The 15,915-nt window shown below is 43.7% G+C and carries 15 protein-coding genes and 1 pseudogene; 8 read left to right on the top strand and 8 right to left on the bottom strand.

All coding sequences use genetic code 11. From position 1 onward, the window contains the following. The first annotated feature begins 9 nt into the window (after window positions 1–9). A complete protein-coding gene (locus FM037_RS02355; RefSeq protein WP_144044685.1) occupies window positions 10–564 on the top strand; it encodes a DUF2799 domain-containing protein in 555 nt (184 codons plus the stop codon). A 96-nt stretch (window positions 565–660) separates the two neighbouring features. Here FM037_RS02355 and FM037_RS02350 read toward each other — a convergent pair whose 3' ends face one another. Next, a complete protein-coding gene (locus FM037_RS02350; RefSeq protein ID WP_144044684.1) occupies window positions 661–1,377 on the bottom strand; it encodes a glutamine amidotransferase-related protein in 717 nt (238 codons plus the stop codon). Window positions 1,378–1,477: 100 nt separating this feature from the next. On the opposite strand from FM037_RS02350, the gene FM037_RS02345 reads away from it, so the two are divergent. Both FM037_RS02345 and FM037_RS02340 read left to right on the top strand, forming a co-directional pair. After that, on the top strand, window positions 1,478–2,287 hold the full coding sequence (locus FM037_RS02345; RefSeq protein ID WP_144044683.1) for an AraC family transcriptional regulator: 810 nt from the start codon (window positions 1,478–1,480) through the stop codon (window positions 2,285–2,287). A 101-nt stretch (window positions 2,288–2,388) separates the two neighbouring features. Next, window positions 2,389–2,640: a DUF2999 family protein gene (locus tag FM037_RS02340; RefSeq protein ID WP_144044682.1), complete on the top strand. Its 252-nt coding sequence runs from the start codon at window positions 2,389–2,391 to the stop codon at window positions 2,638–2,640. Between the two features lie 502 nt (window positions 2,641–3,142). On the opposite strand, the gene FM037_RS02335 is transcribed toward FM037_RS02340, so the two are convergent. Next, window positions 3,143–4,120 (bottom strand): transposase, encoded by a 978-nt coding sequence (locus FM037_RS02335; RefSeq protein ID WP_144044681.1) that lies wholly within the window; start codon window positions 4,118–4,120, stop codon window positions 3,143–3,145. A gap of 153 nt (window positions 4,121–4,273) precedes the next feature. Here FM037_RS02335 and FM037_RS02330 point away from each other — a divergent pair, with 153 nt between their 5' ends. Both FM037_RS02330 and FM037_RS02325 read left to right on the top strand, forming a co-directional pair. Then, window positions 4,274–4,939, top strand: coding sequence for an SDR family NAD(P)-dependent oxidoreductase (locus FM037_RS02330; protein ID WP_144044680.1), 666 nt, complete (start codon window positions 4,274–4,276; stop codon window positions 4,937–4,939). A 183-nt stretch (window positions 4,940–5,122) separates the two neighbouring features. Further along, window positions 5,123–5,947 (top strand): substrate-binding periplasmic protein, encoded by an 825-nt coding sequence (locus FM037_RS02325; protein ID WP_144044679.1) that lies wholly within the window; start codon window positions 5,123–5,125, stop codon window positions 5,945–5,947. Between the two features lie 145 nt (window positions 5,948–6,092). On the opposite strand, the pseudogene FM037_RS30280 reads toward FM037_RS02325, so the two are convergent. After that, a pseudogene (locus FM037_RS30280) lies at window positions 6,093–7,249 on the bottom strand (M48 family metallopeptidase); the annotation flags it as partial. 244 nt (window positions 7,250–7,493) lie between these two features. Between FM037_RS30280 and FM037_RS02315 the strand changes: the two are divergent. Continuing rightward, the gene (locus FM037_RS02315; protein WP_144044678.1) at window positions 7,494–8,519 is read left to right on the top strand and encodes an alpha/beta hydrolase; all 1,026 of its coding nucleotides are present in this window, start codon (window positions 7,494–7,496) and stop codon (window positions 8,517–8,519) included. 76 nt (window positions 8,520–8,595) lie between these two features. Here FM037_RS02315 and FM037_RS02310 read toward each other — a convergent pair whose 3' ends face one another. Next, window positions 8,596–9,513: a cation transporter gene (locus FM037_RS02310; protein ID WP_144044677.1), complete on the bottom strand. Its 918-nt coding sequence runs from the start codon at window positions 9,511–9,513 to the stop codon at window positions 8,596–8,598. Between the two features lie 346 nt (window positions 9,514–9,859). Between FM037_RS02310 and FM037_RS02305 the strand changes: the two genes are divergently transcribed. Then, window positions 9,860–10,156, top strand: coding sequence for a DNA polymerase III subunit epsilon (locus tag FM037_RS02305; protein WP_144044676.1), 297 nt, complete (start codon window positions 9,860–9,862; stop codon window positions 10,154–10,156). A 98-nt stretch (window positions 10,157–10,254) separates the two neighbouring features. Here the strand turns inward: FM037_RS02305 and FM037_RS02300 are convergent, their stop codons facing one another. After that, entirely contained in the window at window positions 10,255–10,890 is a 636-nt protein-coding gene (locus tag FM037_RS02300; protein WP_144044675.1) for a hypothetical protein, read from the bottom strand. 503 nt (window positions 10,891–11,393) lie between these two features. Between FM037_RS02300 and FM037_RS02295 the strand changes: the two genes are divergently transcribed. Beyond that, complete coding sequence (locus tag FM037_RS02295) at window positions 11,394–12,410, top strand: nuclease-related domain-containing protein (protein WP_144044674.1); 1,017 nt, start codon at window positions 11,394–11,396, stop codon at window positions 12,408–12,410. A 45-nt stretch (window positions 12,411–12,455) separates the two neighbouring features. Here the strand turns inward: FM037_RS02295 and FM037_RS02290 are convergent, their stop codons facing one another. The 3 genes from FM037_RS02290 to FM037_RS02280 all read right to left on the bottom strand — a co-directional run bounded on the left by FM037_RS02290 (window position 12,456) and on the right by FM037_RS02280 (window position 15,904). After that, entirely contained in the window at window positions 12,456–13,442 is a 987-nt protein-coding gene (locus FM037_RS02290) for a TIR domain-containing protein (RefSeq protein WP_144044673.1), read from the bottom strand. Window positions 13,443–13,908: 466 nt separating this feature from the next. Beyond that, entirely contained in the window at window positions 13,909–15,549 is a 1,641-nt protein-coding gene (groL, locus tag FM037_RS02285) for a chaperonin GroEL (RefSeq protein ID WP_144044672.1), read from the bottom strand. 64 nt (window positions 15,550–15,613) lie between these two features. Then, entirely contained in the window at window positions 15,614–15,904 is a 291-nt protein-coding gene (locus FM037_RS02280) for a co-chaperone GroES (RefSeq protein ID WP_013049650.1), read from the bottom strand. Window positions 15,905–15,915 lie beyond the last annotated feature (11 nt).

Genomic DNA, 15,915 nt, shown 5'->3' with positions numbered 1-15,915 from the left:
GGAGAAATCATGAAATTTAAAATACTGGCAGTAATAACAGCCTTAAGCCTGACTCAATGTACAAGTATGAATATGGAGCAATGCCAACTTGCAGATTGGTATTCCATAGGTATGAGTGACGGTAATAACGGCGCAGTGTCTTATACCGTCAATGACTATATCAAAGACTGTAATGAGTTCGGTTTAGCCGTGAATAGCGAAAAGTGGACTGCAGGCTATCAAGCCGGGCTTAAGAACTACTGCCAGACAGAAAATGGTTACAAGCTGGGATTACAAGGGGCTTACTACAATGGTGTTTGCTCCAATAATGAATTCCTAAAAAGATATAATGAAGGCCATCGCAAATACGAGATAAAACAGCGGATCTCAAGTATTGAATCGAGACTGAAAGGTATCAATCATGAAATAACCAGCCTGAATAAAAAAATTAATGCAGGCCAAGAGGTCGCTAATAACAAAGAAGACAAAAAGAGCCTGAAACGAGAAGAAAATAAGTTAGAAAAAGAGCTAATGCTACTGCGTATCGGTGCTGCAGATATACTCCCGATCCAATTCATCTTCTAAGCCTTAATCCTAATCCCTAAACCAGGGCTCTAAACTAGGCCCACCATCTACCCCTAAATTAAGTAGTCCTCTAAATAGGCCCCTAATGTCAGAATCTTACAGTGTCTGCCTATAGTTATCGATTAGGTCATCAAGGAAAGAAAACAACAATGTGTTCATACTTGTAGTATCAGTTGCAAGCAGGACTTCCCTGCTCTGAACCCAAGGCTCACTCGCCACCAGACTTGTATCTAACGCTGAGTTAACTAGCCCTTGCATACTTTCCTTGGTGAACTCTAGGTGACACTGAAAGCCGTAGACAAGTTCTGAATACTCAACAATTTGCCGGGGACAGCCAATACTCGATGCCAGTACCTTAGTCGATGGCAAGATTCCCGGCATGTCATTGTGCCAATGGCCAACAACTTCTTGGTGCTTAAAGTGTTTGAGTTTGGAATGACTCTGCCCTATGTCTGTAAGCATGATAGGAAAATAGCCAATTTCGGTAGACGGACTAAGTTCAAATTTGGCCCCTAGCGCTTCACCTATCAATTGCGCCCCCAGACAAACACCAAGAATCGCCTTACCAGCTTCAATACACCGGCTGATAAGACTTATTTCGTTGTTTGCATTGAAATAAGAACACGTTTCTACTGATGTTGACGGAGATTGAGGCCCGCCAAGGATAACCAGTAGATCGAAATCAAGCAGGTTTGGTAATTCATCCCCCAGATATAACCGGGTACTGGTCTGTTTAAAACCTCTGCCCGATATCCACTGAGTAAAAGCCCCGGGACCTTCATAGGATTCGTGAATAATAAAATGAACATGCATTGCTATACCCCTCAAATTTGTCGAATGAAGCATAATGCTATCGAAAAGAGGCGTGTCTTAACCTATCCTATAAGCCATAAAGCATCGATAAGTCGCCACCATGAATAAAAAGTTAGCCAATGAACAAATCAGCGCATCTAGCACTAGCCAAGTCATAGCTAAGACTATCCATATGCCCGCTAATTTTGTTGATGACTGGCATACACACATCTGGCATCAGATCATTTTTCCAGTCACTGGGCTACTGCAATCTGATATTGGCAAGAGCAGCTTTATCGTTCCACACAATGCCATACTCTTTGTTCCGGCAAATACCCCACATAAATCAGTCGCCGTGACTCAAACACGGTTCTTATCCCTCTACTTAAACCCGAGCCATTCAGCCATGGGGCAAAACATGAAATTTCTGAATGAGCCAAAATCTTGCTTAGTGACACCGTTTCTAAAAGAACTGATCCTGCTCTTGATACAAGGCGATAAAGCCACACAGACAGAAGAGATGACAGCACATCTGCTTTTAGTCCTCAATGATCAGCTAGTGCTAGCAAACAGTTATCAGATCCCCCTATTAATCCCAGATGACCGAAGACTAAAAACGATATTTTCTCAGCTAAAGCAACAGCCAGATTTACAACTCACCTTATCTGATTGGGCGAGAAGGGTCGGAGCATCAGAAAGAACACTATCCAGGCTGTGCGCCAAGGAGTTCAATCAATCCTTTTCACTATGGAGGCAGAATGTCCGGCTAGTGCTGGCGCTGCAACTGTTAGAAAGCAAACAATCAATCAACAGCATCGCCCTGGATCTAGGCTACCAATCAGATTCAGCCTTTATCCATGCGTTTAAAGGCTTATTCAATCAAACACCCACCCAATACCGAAAAGAGTATCGAAAGAACGCCCTCGCCTAGCGAGCTCACTGAAAACTAAGCTGGTACATTTATTTTTTCACAGCCCCGATGAGTGATAGAATCGATGCCTGTTTAACTTAAAAATCATACAAGGTAGTGCAATGAATCCCATTCTTGCGATCTTAAAAGAGCACAATGTTAGCGACGCACAGATCAAAGACCTGTTCCAGACTCTGACCGAAAACCCTATGGCTGCTATGGCCACAATCGGCCAGTTAGGTATCCCACCAGAGAAGCTACAACAGCTCATGGGGCTAGTCATGCAGAACCCTGCCCTGATAAAAGAAGCCGTTGTTGAACTAGGCCTGGATTTCTCGAAAGTTGAAGCCGCAAAAGCACAACTACAGAAGTAGGCCCACACAGCTAAAAACACTTCTTTAAAAATAAGGCCAGCCACAATTAATCCAAAGAATTGTGGACGGCCTTATCTTTTTGTCACCGGCTCAATTTGCTACATAACTCCCAGCACCATTAATCTCCGTCACCCCTTTAAGAATCAACAAGCTGGCTCAAAACTAACTAAGCAAACTAACTAAGCCACCCATTATAAATCAACAACATACCTACCAAACCCCTGATTATTAATACTCAGCTAAGCGACAAAGTTAACTCAGCCTGTTATAGGGCTATACAGAAACTAACTAGGCCATCCATTATTAATCAACAACATATCTATCGAATCCATGATTATCAATACTCAGCTAAGCGACAAAGTTAACTCAGCCTGTTATAGGGCTATACAGAGTTGGTTATCCATAAAGTTGGTCGCTTTAAGAGGGGGGAGGTGAATTAAATGCAGGACTACCCAACCCATTAAATGAATAGGTTAGTTGGAATAAGGAATGATTGAACGTATCAGCTTGCTTGTAAATACTGACAACATTGAGAGAAATGCCGTCGTCGCTTCTCTAAGTGTTCACAGTAGCTCGTTAGCTCCTGCAAGGTGCCTACAGGCCCATGGAATAGCTTACCAAAATCAGCAGTGAGTTTTATCCAGTTATCACTGGGAATATTGAGTCGTGTCAGTATTCTTGCTGCATTGACTGAAATTTCACCTCGCTTATCATCACGAAGTATACGGCCCGTTTCATCAACTAGATCTAAGTAGTCTTTAAGGTCAAAGTTGATACCTTTAGCTTGCTGCTCATGCTCATTGCCAATAAAAGATAATAGTTTTACCGGTTGCTTCCCCTTCAAGGCCGCCTTAACTCTTAGCTGAAGGCTGGTATAATCAGAATTTTCTGGTGTTTGAGCTACCTTCGCACGGATAGGGTTCAGTTCAACATAAGCCATACACGCTAAAACGGCCGCTTCATCGAGTAAAGCTTGGCTTTTAAACCTTCCCTCCCAGAAATGCCCGGTGCAGTTATCTTCATCGTTGGCTTTCCTAGCTATGGGTTCATTGAGACAACGCATGAACCAGCTAATATCACTGAGACGTGAGCGATAAGTGGCAATGAGATGTTTTAACTGAGCCACTTGGTACTCATCAATAACCTCTCCTTTAGCGAACTTCTGTGTAATCTCTGTACCCTTGAAACATTTATGCCACTGTTCAACCACCTCTCTATCGGACCAGGTATTGACCGTCTCTAAATCAATATACAGCACTAAATGCAGATGATTACTCATCACGGCATAGGCAGCCACATCAATAGCAAACACCTCTGTCAATTTGAGGAGCTGCGTTTCTACCCAACCCCGACGATGGTCATAGTTTTTGCCTGTATATTTGTCGTCTCCGCAGAGATGGGCGCGGCGGACTACGCGACTACAGCAGTGATAGTAAGGTGTGTCTTCGAGACTAATTTGAGTACTTCGAGGGCAGGGCATAATAATCTCCAGCTTAAACTCTTCATTAAGCTTAGTAAGAAGAGTAACTGTATGCCATTAACTATGGGTGGCCTAATTTATTGATTGCACTCAGATGCGAATCTCATGCATATTTGGAAACTGACGCAGTCTTTTTTGACCTTAAGGAATTTCATGATTTTAATTACTGGTGCCAGCAGTGGCTTAGGGGCCGCGCTGGCAAATATATATGGCAACGAGGGGCGTTCGCTATTGCTCACCGGGCGTAATGAGCAACGCCTTGCCCAAGTGGTGAGCACTATTTCCGGTGAGGTCACCACCATCTCCGCCGACTTGTGCCAATCCCGGGAAATATCGGCGCTGCTAGACTCACTGCCACAGGCCCCAGATACCGTGATCCATTGCGCTGGCAGTGGTTATTTCGGTGCAATCGAACAGCAACAGCCAGACTCGATCGGTGAACTGATCCACAACAACCTGACGGCGACGATCTTGTTGCTGCGGGAGTTGGTGAAGCGCTATCGCAATGACAAGATCAGTGTCGTTGTAGTCATGTCGACGGCGGCCCAGGTCGCCAAAGCCGGCGAGTCCACCTATTGCGCAGTCAAATGGGCGATACGGGGACTGGTCGAGTCTCTGCGCCTGGAGCTCAAAGGTAGCCCGATGAAGTTGATCGCCGTCTACCCCGGGGGCATGGCCACTGATTTCTGGAAAACCAGTGGCAAGGAGCTCGATACCTCGGGGTTTATGACCGCCCAGGAGGCCGCCATCATGTTAAAACAGGCTCTGGTCAGCACAGATCATGGTTATGTGTCAGATATTACGATCAATCGAGCCTAGTTGCTCATCTGCACAGCGCTTTGCCTGACATCTTGCCGACTCTAAGTAGGATGACTTGGGTAGCGATACCCAAGTCGCCTGAGATATAAAAAGTCGGTATTAGTTTACTCAGCCCCTACTTGTTACAAATCTGATATATTTAAAACTAATATATTTTGGTCAAGATGATGAAGAGGAAACTGGATGGGCTTTGAAAGAGAGACTCGTGTTGAACCGCTTCATTCATATTTCTCACATATTCTTGCCCGAATCCGATATTTATTGCCATTAATGGTGATGATCCTTTCGCTGTTTATCGACCCCGTAAAAGCCGATATATTAACGCTCTCTCTGACAACGGGTGACAATTACCCGCCTTTTACAAGCCGTGAACTTCCCCAAGGCGGCATGGCGACCACACTGGTGATCAACGCCTTCAAAAAATCTGGTTATTTGGTTGAAGAAATCGAATGGCTTCCATGGAAAAGAGGGGTTACGCTCACACAGCGAGGACAGTACCATGCTACATTCCCCTATGGTTGGACCCCAGAACGCGCAGAATATTTCTATTTTTCGGCTCCCTTCTTTCCGACAAAAAAATATGCTTGGTCGCGTTTGGGGCAAGCAAACACATTAACGAACGAAGAAGATTTACAGGGAACGGTTTATTGTAACCCGCGCGGATATGCGGACTTTGGGAAAATAAAGGAACTTATAGATCGAAACCTACTCCGCCGTGAGACACCCAATAGTATGCTGCATTGCTTCAAAATGTTGCTGCAAAAGCGGGTTGATTTCGTCAGTGCGGCCCCCAACGATGCCATGAAAGCACTTTTAGAGGCTGAGATATCGCCACAAGAGGTTCAACGATCTGAATTTGTTGTTACAGAAATCCCGCTTCATGTGATTGTACCCAAACAAATACCACGGGCTCAGGACATAATTGACGCCTTTAACAAGGGGTTAATTATACTCCGGGAAAATGGCCGTTATGAGGTTCTAAAGGAAGAATTCAATTGGGTGGAGTAACACAATGAAAAGTGAGAAAAGCGAGGTCAGAATCTGACCCAATCTGTTATAGGTGTCTATTATTTCACCAGTACCTAATTTAAGCATCCACATTAAACGCAAGACAGTCTCGCATTTAATGTAATAGCATAGACTTGGAGCCAAGTTAGCCTTGGCAATCTACTGGTAAATAGTCATCTGGAATGTGTTCACTAGTGCACCTCCAACTGATGTAGCCCATTTCATCCACGTTCGGGATTAAGTAGATCTCATATTGCTGATAATCACCTAAAGCTGCAGAACCTAGAAAACTTAAAATGCCATCACTGTATAACCAGTAGGTAGGCAACTCACGCTCTAATGCGATATCAGCCACATCCCCAGGCCACTCATTGCGGGTCTTATAATAGGCTTCAACCGCCTCGCTCACAGGCATCATCGCCTTGTGGTTGGTTTCGACACTTTTAATCGCCAGAGTGATATCTGTTACTTGTGCCTCAGCCTCCACTTCGTCAGTGTCATACTGACTCATCTCCGCGGCTTCTACGCTTGAATTTGTTTTCTCTAGATATTGTTTATATTGAGGAATCGCGATAGCAGCCATAATACCTATGATTGCCGCTAATACGATGATCCCCCACCACCATTGCCCATACGTGGTACACACATACTAAATAAATAAGCGACGGCGTGGCGTGATGGTGGGAAATAAGTGCTGCCGGTAGACCGTGCATGCACCCGAGCCATACGCTTAGTCAACCAAGGATAGCTGCCGTTTAGCTCGTGCAGTGACATCCAAAAGCCATTTGTTTCTTTGGCTTGATTAATGTATTGCTCGACATTCATCCGCTTCCATTGCTCTACCCCAGCTGCGAGTACCGCTACGGCATTAGTGGCAGAACCGGGGTTGTTACAACAACGCTCGCCATGCAAATCACAGGTGTATTCACACGCTCTTGCGTAGGCCGGGCCAATCAAAGGTAACCAAGCCGAAAATACCAATAACGGTCCCTTGCCCAAGTGATTACGGCGAATGTGACCAAGCTCGTGACCGATATAAAAATTGAGTGCATCTTTATCGGTTTCTAACGCATCGACGATGAAAGAAAAAAGCACGATATAATTACGACGCAAGAAACGTGTCGCTAACGCATTCAACATACCGTCGGCCGCCAATAAATACACCTTAGGTGGTTCAGGCATATCTAAGCGTGCGCAGCAGGCCAAGTATTGAGTGTAAAGCTCTGGAAGTTGCTTTGTATTGACTTCAACCGCTGAGCCTTTTAAATAACACATGAAGGCCATATATGGCCATGTTACTATCTTCATTAGAAAACCAGTTGCACACCCACCATTTATCCGACTGCGAATTAGCCATCGTTCAGCTCGATTGGCTTTTATAAGTAAGTAGAAAATTGGTAACTAGCTGTAGATTAGGATGTTATTGATTTCCAGTGAATGGCTTGATTTTTTATTAATCCAAAGTTGATTTTATAGCCACCAATAAATCTTCTAAAAATGGTTGTGAAAGATGAATAGAAAAGTATTAGGACGATCATAATTACGTATGAATTCTACGACGATAGCGGCTGATTTTTATGTGCCATCAACCATCTCTGCAGAGGGGCAGGCTTTCCTAAGTAAAACCTTCTCCCATGAAATTAGAAATGCTTCTGTTATTCCCTCTGAGCTTGATAGTGAGGGCTGGAAGCAGTTGCAAGATTTGTCAAACGAACAGGTAAAATCATTCAATGATTCAGTGGTATCACTTTATCAGCCTCATATAGAGGAAATGATGCTCGAGGGTGTACGAATACTCGATATTAAACCTCAAAATTGGCAAGATAACGCTAAAGTCCTTGTCTATATTCATGGTGGTGCTTATGTTGCCTATAACCCTGAATCTACACTAGCCAGTAGTGTCCCTGTCGCTGCAGATACCGGGACTAGAGTCATCTCAGTCGATTATACCCTCGCGCCACATGCACAATATGACATTATTATCGATCAAGTCTTAAGTGTGTTTAAAGGGCTAAAAAAGCTTGGCTACAAAATGTCAGATATCGCTGTATATGGCGACTCTGCAGGCGGAGGGCTAGCGGCAAGCAGTATACTTAAGATGCGTGATCTAGGTGAAGAGCTTCCTGCTGCATTGGTATTATGGTCTCCTTGGGCTGATATAACCGAAACAGGCGATACTTATCATACTTTAAAAGATGCCGATCCACTTTATCTGTATGAGTTACTCCTGAAACCGTCGGCAGATGCTTACGCTGATATTAAAGATCAAAAGCATCCTTATGTTTCACCTGTATACGGCGATTATAGCAAGCCATTTCCACCTACTTTGATTCAAGCTGGAACTAAAGAGATATTTTTGAGTAATGCGGTACGTCTTTACCAACAAATTGACAGTCAAGGTGGTGAGGTGAAATTAGATATCTACGAAGGAATGTGGCATGTATTTCAAGCGTTTTCATATTATATTCCTGAAGCGCAACTGGCACGTAAGAAGATGGCTAAGTTCATATCAGGGAAGTTCACCGCTAGTGAGAAGTCAGCTGATAATACCAGTCCCACTATAAATAGGTGATCAGTTCAGAGCCACTCAGGCTGAAAGATCACATTATTAGTAGGATTAATATAAGATGCTCAACGACTCTAACAAATTAAACCAATACCAACTCAACATCAACAAAAGTAAACTCATCTGTAAGCTCTGCCTTCAAAGATTCCTTCATCATCATGACGGCATTGCTATTACTCCCTGATAACTTACTTAAAGACAAGCTAATAATCACCAAGTAGCTACTACCAGTCTTACCGATATTGAGTGACTCGGAGCTTATTCCTTGCAGTTCAAGTTGGCGATTTACTTTATCTTCGATAAGTTGATGTTGTGCTTCATCCTGCAATTTACCACCCGCCAACTCAACAAATGCCTCTTTAATAATGCCTACAGGCTGACCAAGTATTGCAATAGCGAGAAGTATCACTAACAAGGCATCACCAATATACAGCAGAAAGTCAAATTGACTTCCGGGTTGAACATAACCAATCACAACTAAGATAGCACCCGTGGAAGCCGAAAGTATTCCGTCGATAAATGAGGCTTTTTGGTCAACTTTGAGCATTGAACTACCCATCTTAATACGCCTGTTTTGCACTCGATACATTGCCGATAAACCCCAACATATTGATACCATGGCTATCGCATAGTAGGCGATTGGTCCTGTCTTAATCATATTAAGCGGCTCTCCTTCCAAGTATTGGAAGACCTTATTGGCATTAGAGGTTATGGCCGAGATGATAACGCCGAGCAACAACAAGCCTTTCATCAACGAATACAGAGCTTCGGTAACGTACAAACCAAAGGGAAATGTCTCTGAACGAATAGTCTTAATTTTCGAGATTTTAAACGCCACTATAGAAGATAAAAACAGGATAAATGACATGTTACCGTCTAGTAGCAGAGCTTCAGACCCTGACAGGTAGAATGTAAACCAGCCGCTCAATGCCATCACAAAGTTGGCAACAAGACCGATGGAAATCGATTGGCGCTCAATAATTCCAATTTTATCTTTCATAATTCTCTACACATTATACGTCGGTTAATTTAACAGTTGATCAGCTAGTTAGTCGTTCATTCTAGTACTAATAAGCAGCCAAAGCTAAACTCAAAATACCACCTTATATCCTCTATATCAGGTCAGGTGACTTATCATTATGAAAAAGTAGAAATAACAAAACAACAACAAAATAACAAAGACGGCCTAAAACCTGACTAAAGGTAGGCTAAAGCTAGATACCATGGGGCTTGAAACGCATCTTATGCTAAAATCCTGCTATCAGCTTTATGAATGTGCAACAGATCTCATTTGTTTGACTGAGCGTAGTGAAACCTACCGTGATTAACTAATGAGGATACAAGATATGAACAAGTTAAATGCCGAAGAGCGTAAAGCCCGAGATAATGAACGTTTTTCACAGCGAGTGGATGAGCGCAGGGTAAAGGGCGAAGATGTCGTTGCTTACGCACTAGCCAATAAGAAAGCCTTTAAGTTTCTGACTAAGTCAGAGAAGCACAGCCTTAAGGAAAGACAAGCAGTGCTTCTGGAAGAAGCGAAGATTAAAGCACAAGAAGCAATGAAGCTTAGAGATGAACAAGAATTAGAAAAGGTTGAAGCGGCATTTCCCGAAGAGGAAGACACGACCAACAGCCATAGTTAATTATTATAGCTGGCCGAGTTCAAAATATGTGGGGGCAGGAAATAGAATGCCCCTACAAAGGAGTCGACCCTGACCCTGACGGCGCCCGATTGATTAGCTTAAAACAAATCTTCCAGCCACTTTTTGGTCAGGCCAATACCGACCATAGCCTTAAGTTTTATTAGCGCCATAGTATCACCAGACTCCAATATCGCAGGGCCACAACGCGGGTCTGAGCGCTGTAATGCTCCGGTCATTTTATGATTAATTGGGATCGGTTCACAGCCGTGTCCTGACTCACAAATAAAGTCCCATTTCTCTTTAGCGGGCGCATGACAAGCGAAGCAGTTGCCACCAAAACGATTCACCACATCAACGAAACCACGTTTTGCAATTGTAGAACCACTTTCATTAACTTCCAATTCAAAAAATTCCCAGTCACCGGTTGCCATAAAAGTACCTGGCTCGCGCTTGACCATCACTTCCGTAGGTACCAGTTGCACCACTGATCCGGTCGGATAAACAGCCCCCTCAGGAGAATTTGCTGCGGCCAGAGTTCCTTCAATGTCTCCCAGCAGATTGTCTACGTAAAAATGGCGCACTGGCGTCATTTCTCGTATGCAGCTAAAACTCTCTTCGTCGATAGTTATAACGGCGGATGCAACTTCAGGCGTTGCCGCATAACTCACTGTACTGCTGATCAGTGTAATGAACAAAATCATCATCCATTGACCAATAGTTAATACTGTTTTCATGGTGTTCCTTATTGTTAAAGCTTATAAAACGAGCCAAATTTAAATCGTGTTTTCGCTACAGGCATTCACAGAGTTACCAGTGGTATCTTGTACTCTTGCCCATAAGCTTATGGCGGCGACACCTACAGAGCCATTGAATACGTTTATTCAATTAAGCCCCACAACAATTGCGCGCAACTAAATTGCCAGCAATCATATTTGATTTATTTGATATTGACAATATTTCTGCTGCATAAACTTTTCAAATAAACGCATTTTTTCAAGCCAAACTATCTTAGTTAACTCTAGTCATAAAAACTTTATGTAGTGTAAAAGTCGGGGGAAGTTTGAGTATTGGTGATAAATAGGGTCAGAGTCTGACCCCATTTTTAGGAATGGTTAATTTTGAACAAGACACTAGTGTAATTAATAATTTAAACCCGCTATTATCATGCTGATTATTATCAAACTGCTAGCTCTTACCAAACGACAGAGTTAAAGCAGTGAATGGATGCTATTGATAAATGATTCTCAAAACTAAGCGAGTGCAGAACACAAAGTCACCTCAAGCGATTGCAGGTCAACAGCAAGAGACGAATGTCGCCTTTTTCCTGCGCCGAGCATATAAAGATAACCAGCAAGTGCTGGTCATCAATGACTTCAAATTCACTTTCAATGATGAAACGGCGCAAATCGATCACTTGATTATCTATCCCTATGGCTTCGTGTTGATCGAATCCAAGAGCATCAAGGGCCATGTCAAAGTGAATAAGCAAGGTGAGTGGACTAGAAGCCATAACAAAAATTGGCAAGGCATGGCCTCACCCATAAAACAGGTGGAGCTACAGCAAGCCCTTCTCAAAGAGCTATTACGGGCACATAAAAACCAGATGTTAGGCAAGTTACTAGGCATCAAACAGCAAGGCTTTGGCATGCGCTGCTGGGATCATCTCTGCGCCATATCCAGCGATGCCGTCATCGATAGGAAAAACATACCAACCCCAGTATCAGAACAACTAGTAAAATCAGAGTTTCTAGTAGAGAAGCTAAATAAGCTCATGAACATCAGAAATAGATTCATGAGACTCGTAAACATTAGCGATACCCGGCCAAACTTTTCTCAAGCAGAGCTAGAATCAATAGGCACCTTCCTGCTCGAACAGAACATAGAAAAGAGCATAGAATCGAAAAAAACTATCAAGGAAACAACGCCTGCACCAAGTAATCCCCAGCAGATACAAGTACCCGTAGCCGTGTATCAAAGCACAACACAGAAAACCGAACGACAGTCCACCCAACACTCACAAAGCGCTCAAACAATTAAGAGCGAATTACGCTGTAAACATTGTGGTGAATCAACAAACTACACCCCAATGTATGGCAAATTCGGTTACTACGTTAAATGCAACATATGCACTAAGAACACGCCGATGAAACAGGCCTGTCCCAAGTGCCAAAGTAAGAATACTAAAGTACAGAAACGAAGAGAAACCTACACGCTTAACTGCCAAGAGTGTGGTTGTACGGAGCAGGTGGTTTAGAGTCTAGGGAGGTTTGTCCCTGACCCCACTTATTCAGCAGAATAATTACTTAAACACAGCCCCCCTATCAACCTTAAGCTTAGCGGCTTCAAGCTCTATTACTAGCTGTGTTTTCCAATCGCTACCATCACTCCAACCTATATAAACAACGCCACTGATATCATTCTGAATCTCGACACCTTGCTTTACAATCGCCGCTACCTTATCTCGTCCTAGCGTACCGATAAAATACCCATGCTCGAACACGACATTTTGTCTTGCTCGCGGCTTAAAGTCAGTATCCCCAGCCTTTCTACCTTCATCACAATGTGTATATAGGATGATCGCATAATCAACCTTTCCATAGCTAATCAGTTTCTCAAGGATAGTTTGACCCGCACTTGCCTGACTTCTTAATATAATCGGCACAAGCCCTAAGTCTTGAATAAATGACTTAACAGAAAGAGTTACCAGCTCATCATGACCATGAACGATAAAGACTTTTTTTAACGATTTCGGTTCCTCACTCTGAACACTTTTTACCTTTTCCTGCCTAGGCTGAAAGGATTGCTGAGTAATTAATGGGGAAAGCACTAGAGGGGTATCAGCACTGGATCGCGGTGTTCTTCTTTTGACTAATGACTGAGCAACGAGATTAGTTAGAGTATTAGGCACCTTCTTTTCCACAGGGTTTTCCCATGGCGGTATCTGTTTATTTACTGAGACTAATTCCTTAATCACATCAGTAAAGCTCATCTCTAGAACTGGTTGTGCTTCATACCCCTGAGTATTTTCATCTAGTAGCTTCCTTTGACCTAGGAGGTAACTAAGCACATTGGCCAATTCTTCATTACTGGCATCCTCCATAAGCACCCTGAACCTATTTGCTTTAGATCCAGAAGATAGCCGATAATATTTATCCTCAGTCATATCTATACCGAAGTCCATAAAGAACGCATTAAAAGTTCTATCGCTGAAATCAAGTAAATACCCTTGACCCATCTTCAAGTATTCTTCGATAACAGACTTTGCTCTATGAGATATATTTGCCATAACTCCTCCTATGGCAATACTAACAGAAACAGTAAGATAGAAGAAACCGTATAACCAAGTCCACCAGCCCCAAGAGGTGAATGATTCAGAGGCTACCTGACTCGCAAAAAATCCCCTTAATCGGGGCTTGATAGATGGATTAATGCGGATAAATGCCTTCGAAAACAAACTTGGTCAGAGCACATTTAGCTAAAAGCTAGATTCCGGCCTAAAAACATTGCCGGAATGACGGTGTAATCAGTTGCGCTGACAGCTAGAAAACAAAAATCCCCGATATTTTTCAATATCGAGGATTTAATTACTCTTTTTCAAGAAATGAGGCTTTAGACCAGCAATGATTTTTTGCTAATTTTGGCGAAGGATAAATCGTGTTAGTACAAGGCGCTGTGAGCGACGCGTAGTCTTTCTTACGCGAGCGAACAGCAACGCCGTAATCACCGATTTAGACCAGTCAAAAAAGCAAAAATTACATCATGCCGCCCATACCACCCATACCACCCATGCCGCCCATATCAGGTGCAGAAGCATCTTGTGGAACTTCGGCAACCATACATTCGGTTGTGATCATCAGGCCAGCAATAGATGCTGCGAACTGTAGCGCGCTACGAGTCACTTTAGTTGGATCTAGGATACCCATCTCAAGCATGTCACCGTAAGTGTCGTTACCTGCGTTGTAACCGTAGTTACCAGTGCCGTTCTTAACGTTGTTAGCAACAACTGAACCTTCTTCACCCGCGTTAATCGCGATCTGGCGTAGAGGAGCTTCCATGGCGCGAATTGCGATAACCACACCGTGCTTCTGATCTTCGTTAAGTACTTCAATATCAGCAATCTTGCTGGCAACACGTACCAGAGCAACACCACCACCGGCAACAACACCCTCTTCGACTGCTGCGCGAGTCGCGTGAAGTGCATCTTCTACACGTGCCTTCTTCTCTTTCATCTCAATTTCGGTAGCTGCACCGACCTTGATCACTGCAACACCGCCGGCTAGCTTAGCCATGCGCTCTTGTAGCTTCTCTTTGTCGTAATCAGAGGTAGACTCTTCAGCCTGGATCTTAATCTGTGAAACGCGAGCCTTGATTTGGCTCTCTTCACCAGCACCGTCGATGATAGTCGTGTCATCTTTAGTGATGATAACGCGCTTAGCCGTACCAAGATCTTCCAGAGTGGCTTTCTCAAGCTCTAGACCAATCTCTTCAGCGATAACGGTGCCGCCGGTCAAGATAGCGATATCTTGTAGCATAGCCTTACGTCGGTCACCGAAACCTGGTGCCTTAACGGCAGCAACTTTCACGATACCGCGCATGTTGTTGACTACGAGTGTCGCTAAGGCTTCACCTTCAACGTCTTCGGCGACGATAAGCAGTGGCTTACCAGTCTTAGCCAGACCTTCAAGGATAGGCAGTAGCTCACGAATGTTAGATACTTTCTTGTCTACAAGAAGAATATATGGGCTTTCAAGCTCAACACTGCCAGTCTCTGGCTTGTTGATGAAGTATGGAGACAGGTAACCGCGATCGAACTGCATACCTTCTACTACGTCCAGCTCGTTTTCCAGAGCCTGACCTTCTTCAACTGTGATAACGCCTTCTTTACCTACGCGCTCCATCGCTGTTGCGATGATTTCGCCGATAGTCTCGTCAGAGTTAGCTGAGATAGTACCAACCTGAGTGATAGCATTTGTGTCAGCACACTCTTGAGATAGGTTTTTAAGCTCGGCAACGGCTGCAATAACCGCTTTGTCGATACCGCGCTTAAGATCCATTGGGTTCATGCCAGCTGCGACGGCTTTAAGGCCTTCGTTAACGATAGATTGAGCAAGAACGGTAGCGGTAGTGGTACCGTCACCGGCTTCGTCGTTGGCTTTAGAAGCAACTTCTTTAACCATCTGCGCGCCCATGTTCTCGATCTTGTCTTCAAGTTCGATATCTTTAGCTACTGTGACACCATCTTTGGTGATCAGTGGTGCGCCGAAGCTCTTGTCCAGAATCACATTACGACCCTTAGGGCCCAGAGTGACTTTAACTGCGTTTGCTAGAATGTTTACGCCCGCAAGCATTTTTACACGTGCGTCGTTACCAAATAATACTTCTTTAGCTGCCATGTTCTTTATCCTTTAAAATTTGTTTGAATGGGATGCTGAAACTTAATGAGTTCTTAGCAAGTGCTTAGCTCACTACAGCCATTAGGTCAGATTCTGAAAGGATCAGAACTTCTTCACCATCAATCTTCTCTTTCTTCACGCCGTAACCTTCGTTGAAGATCACTATGTCACCCACTTTTACGTCTAGTGGTTGAACAGAACCATTCTCAAGAATTCGGCCATTGCCTATTGCAAGAACTTCACCGCGAGTCGATTGCTCGGCAGCACTACCTGTCAGTACGATGCCACCAGCAGATTTTGATTCAACTTCAGAACGCTTAACTATGACACGGTCATGTAATGGACGAATGTTCATCTATGGACTCT

It is taken from the genome of Shewanella psychropiezotolerans, assembly GCF_007197555.1.
Classification (GTDB): domain Bacteria; phylum Pseudomonadota; class Gammaproteobacteria; order Enterobacterales; family Shewanellaceae; genus Shewanella; species Shewanella psychropiezotolerans.
Note: the sequence above shows the minus strand (reverse complement) of the source record. Positions and strands in the feature narration are given on the sequence as shown.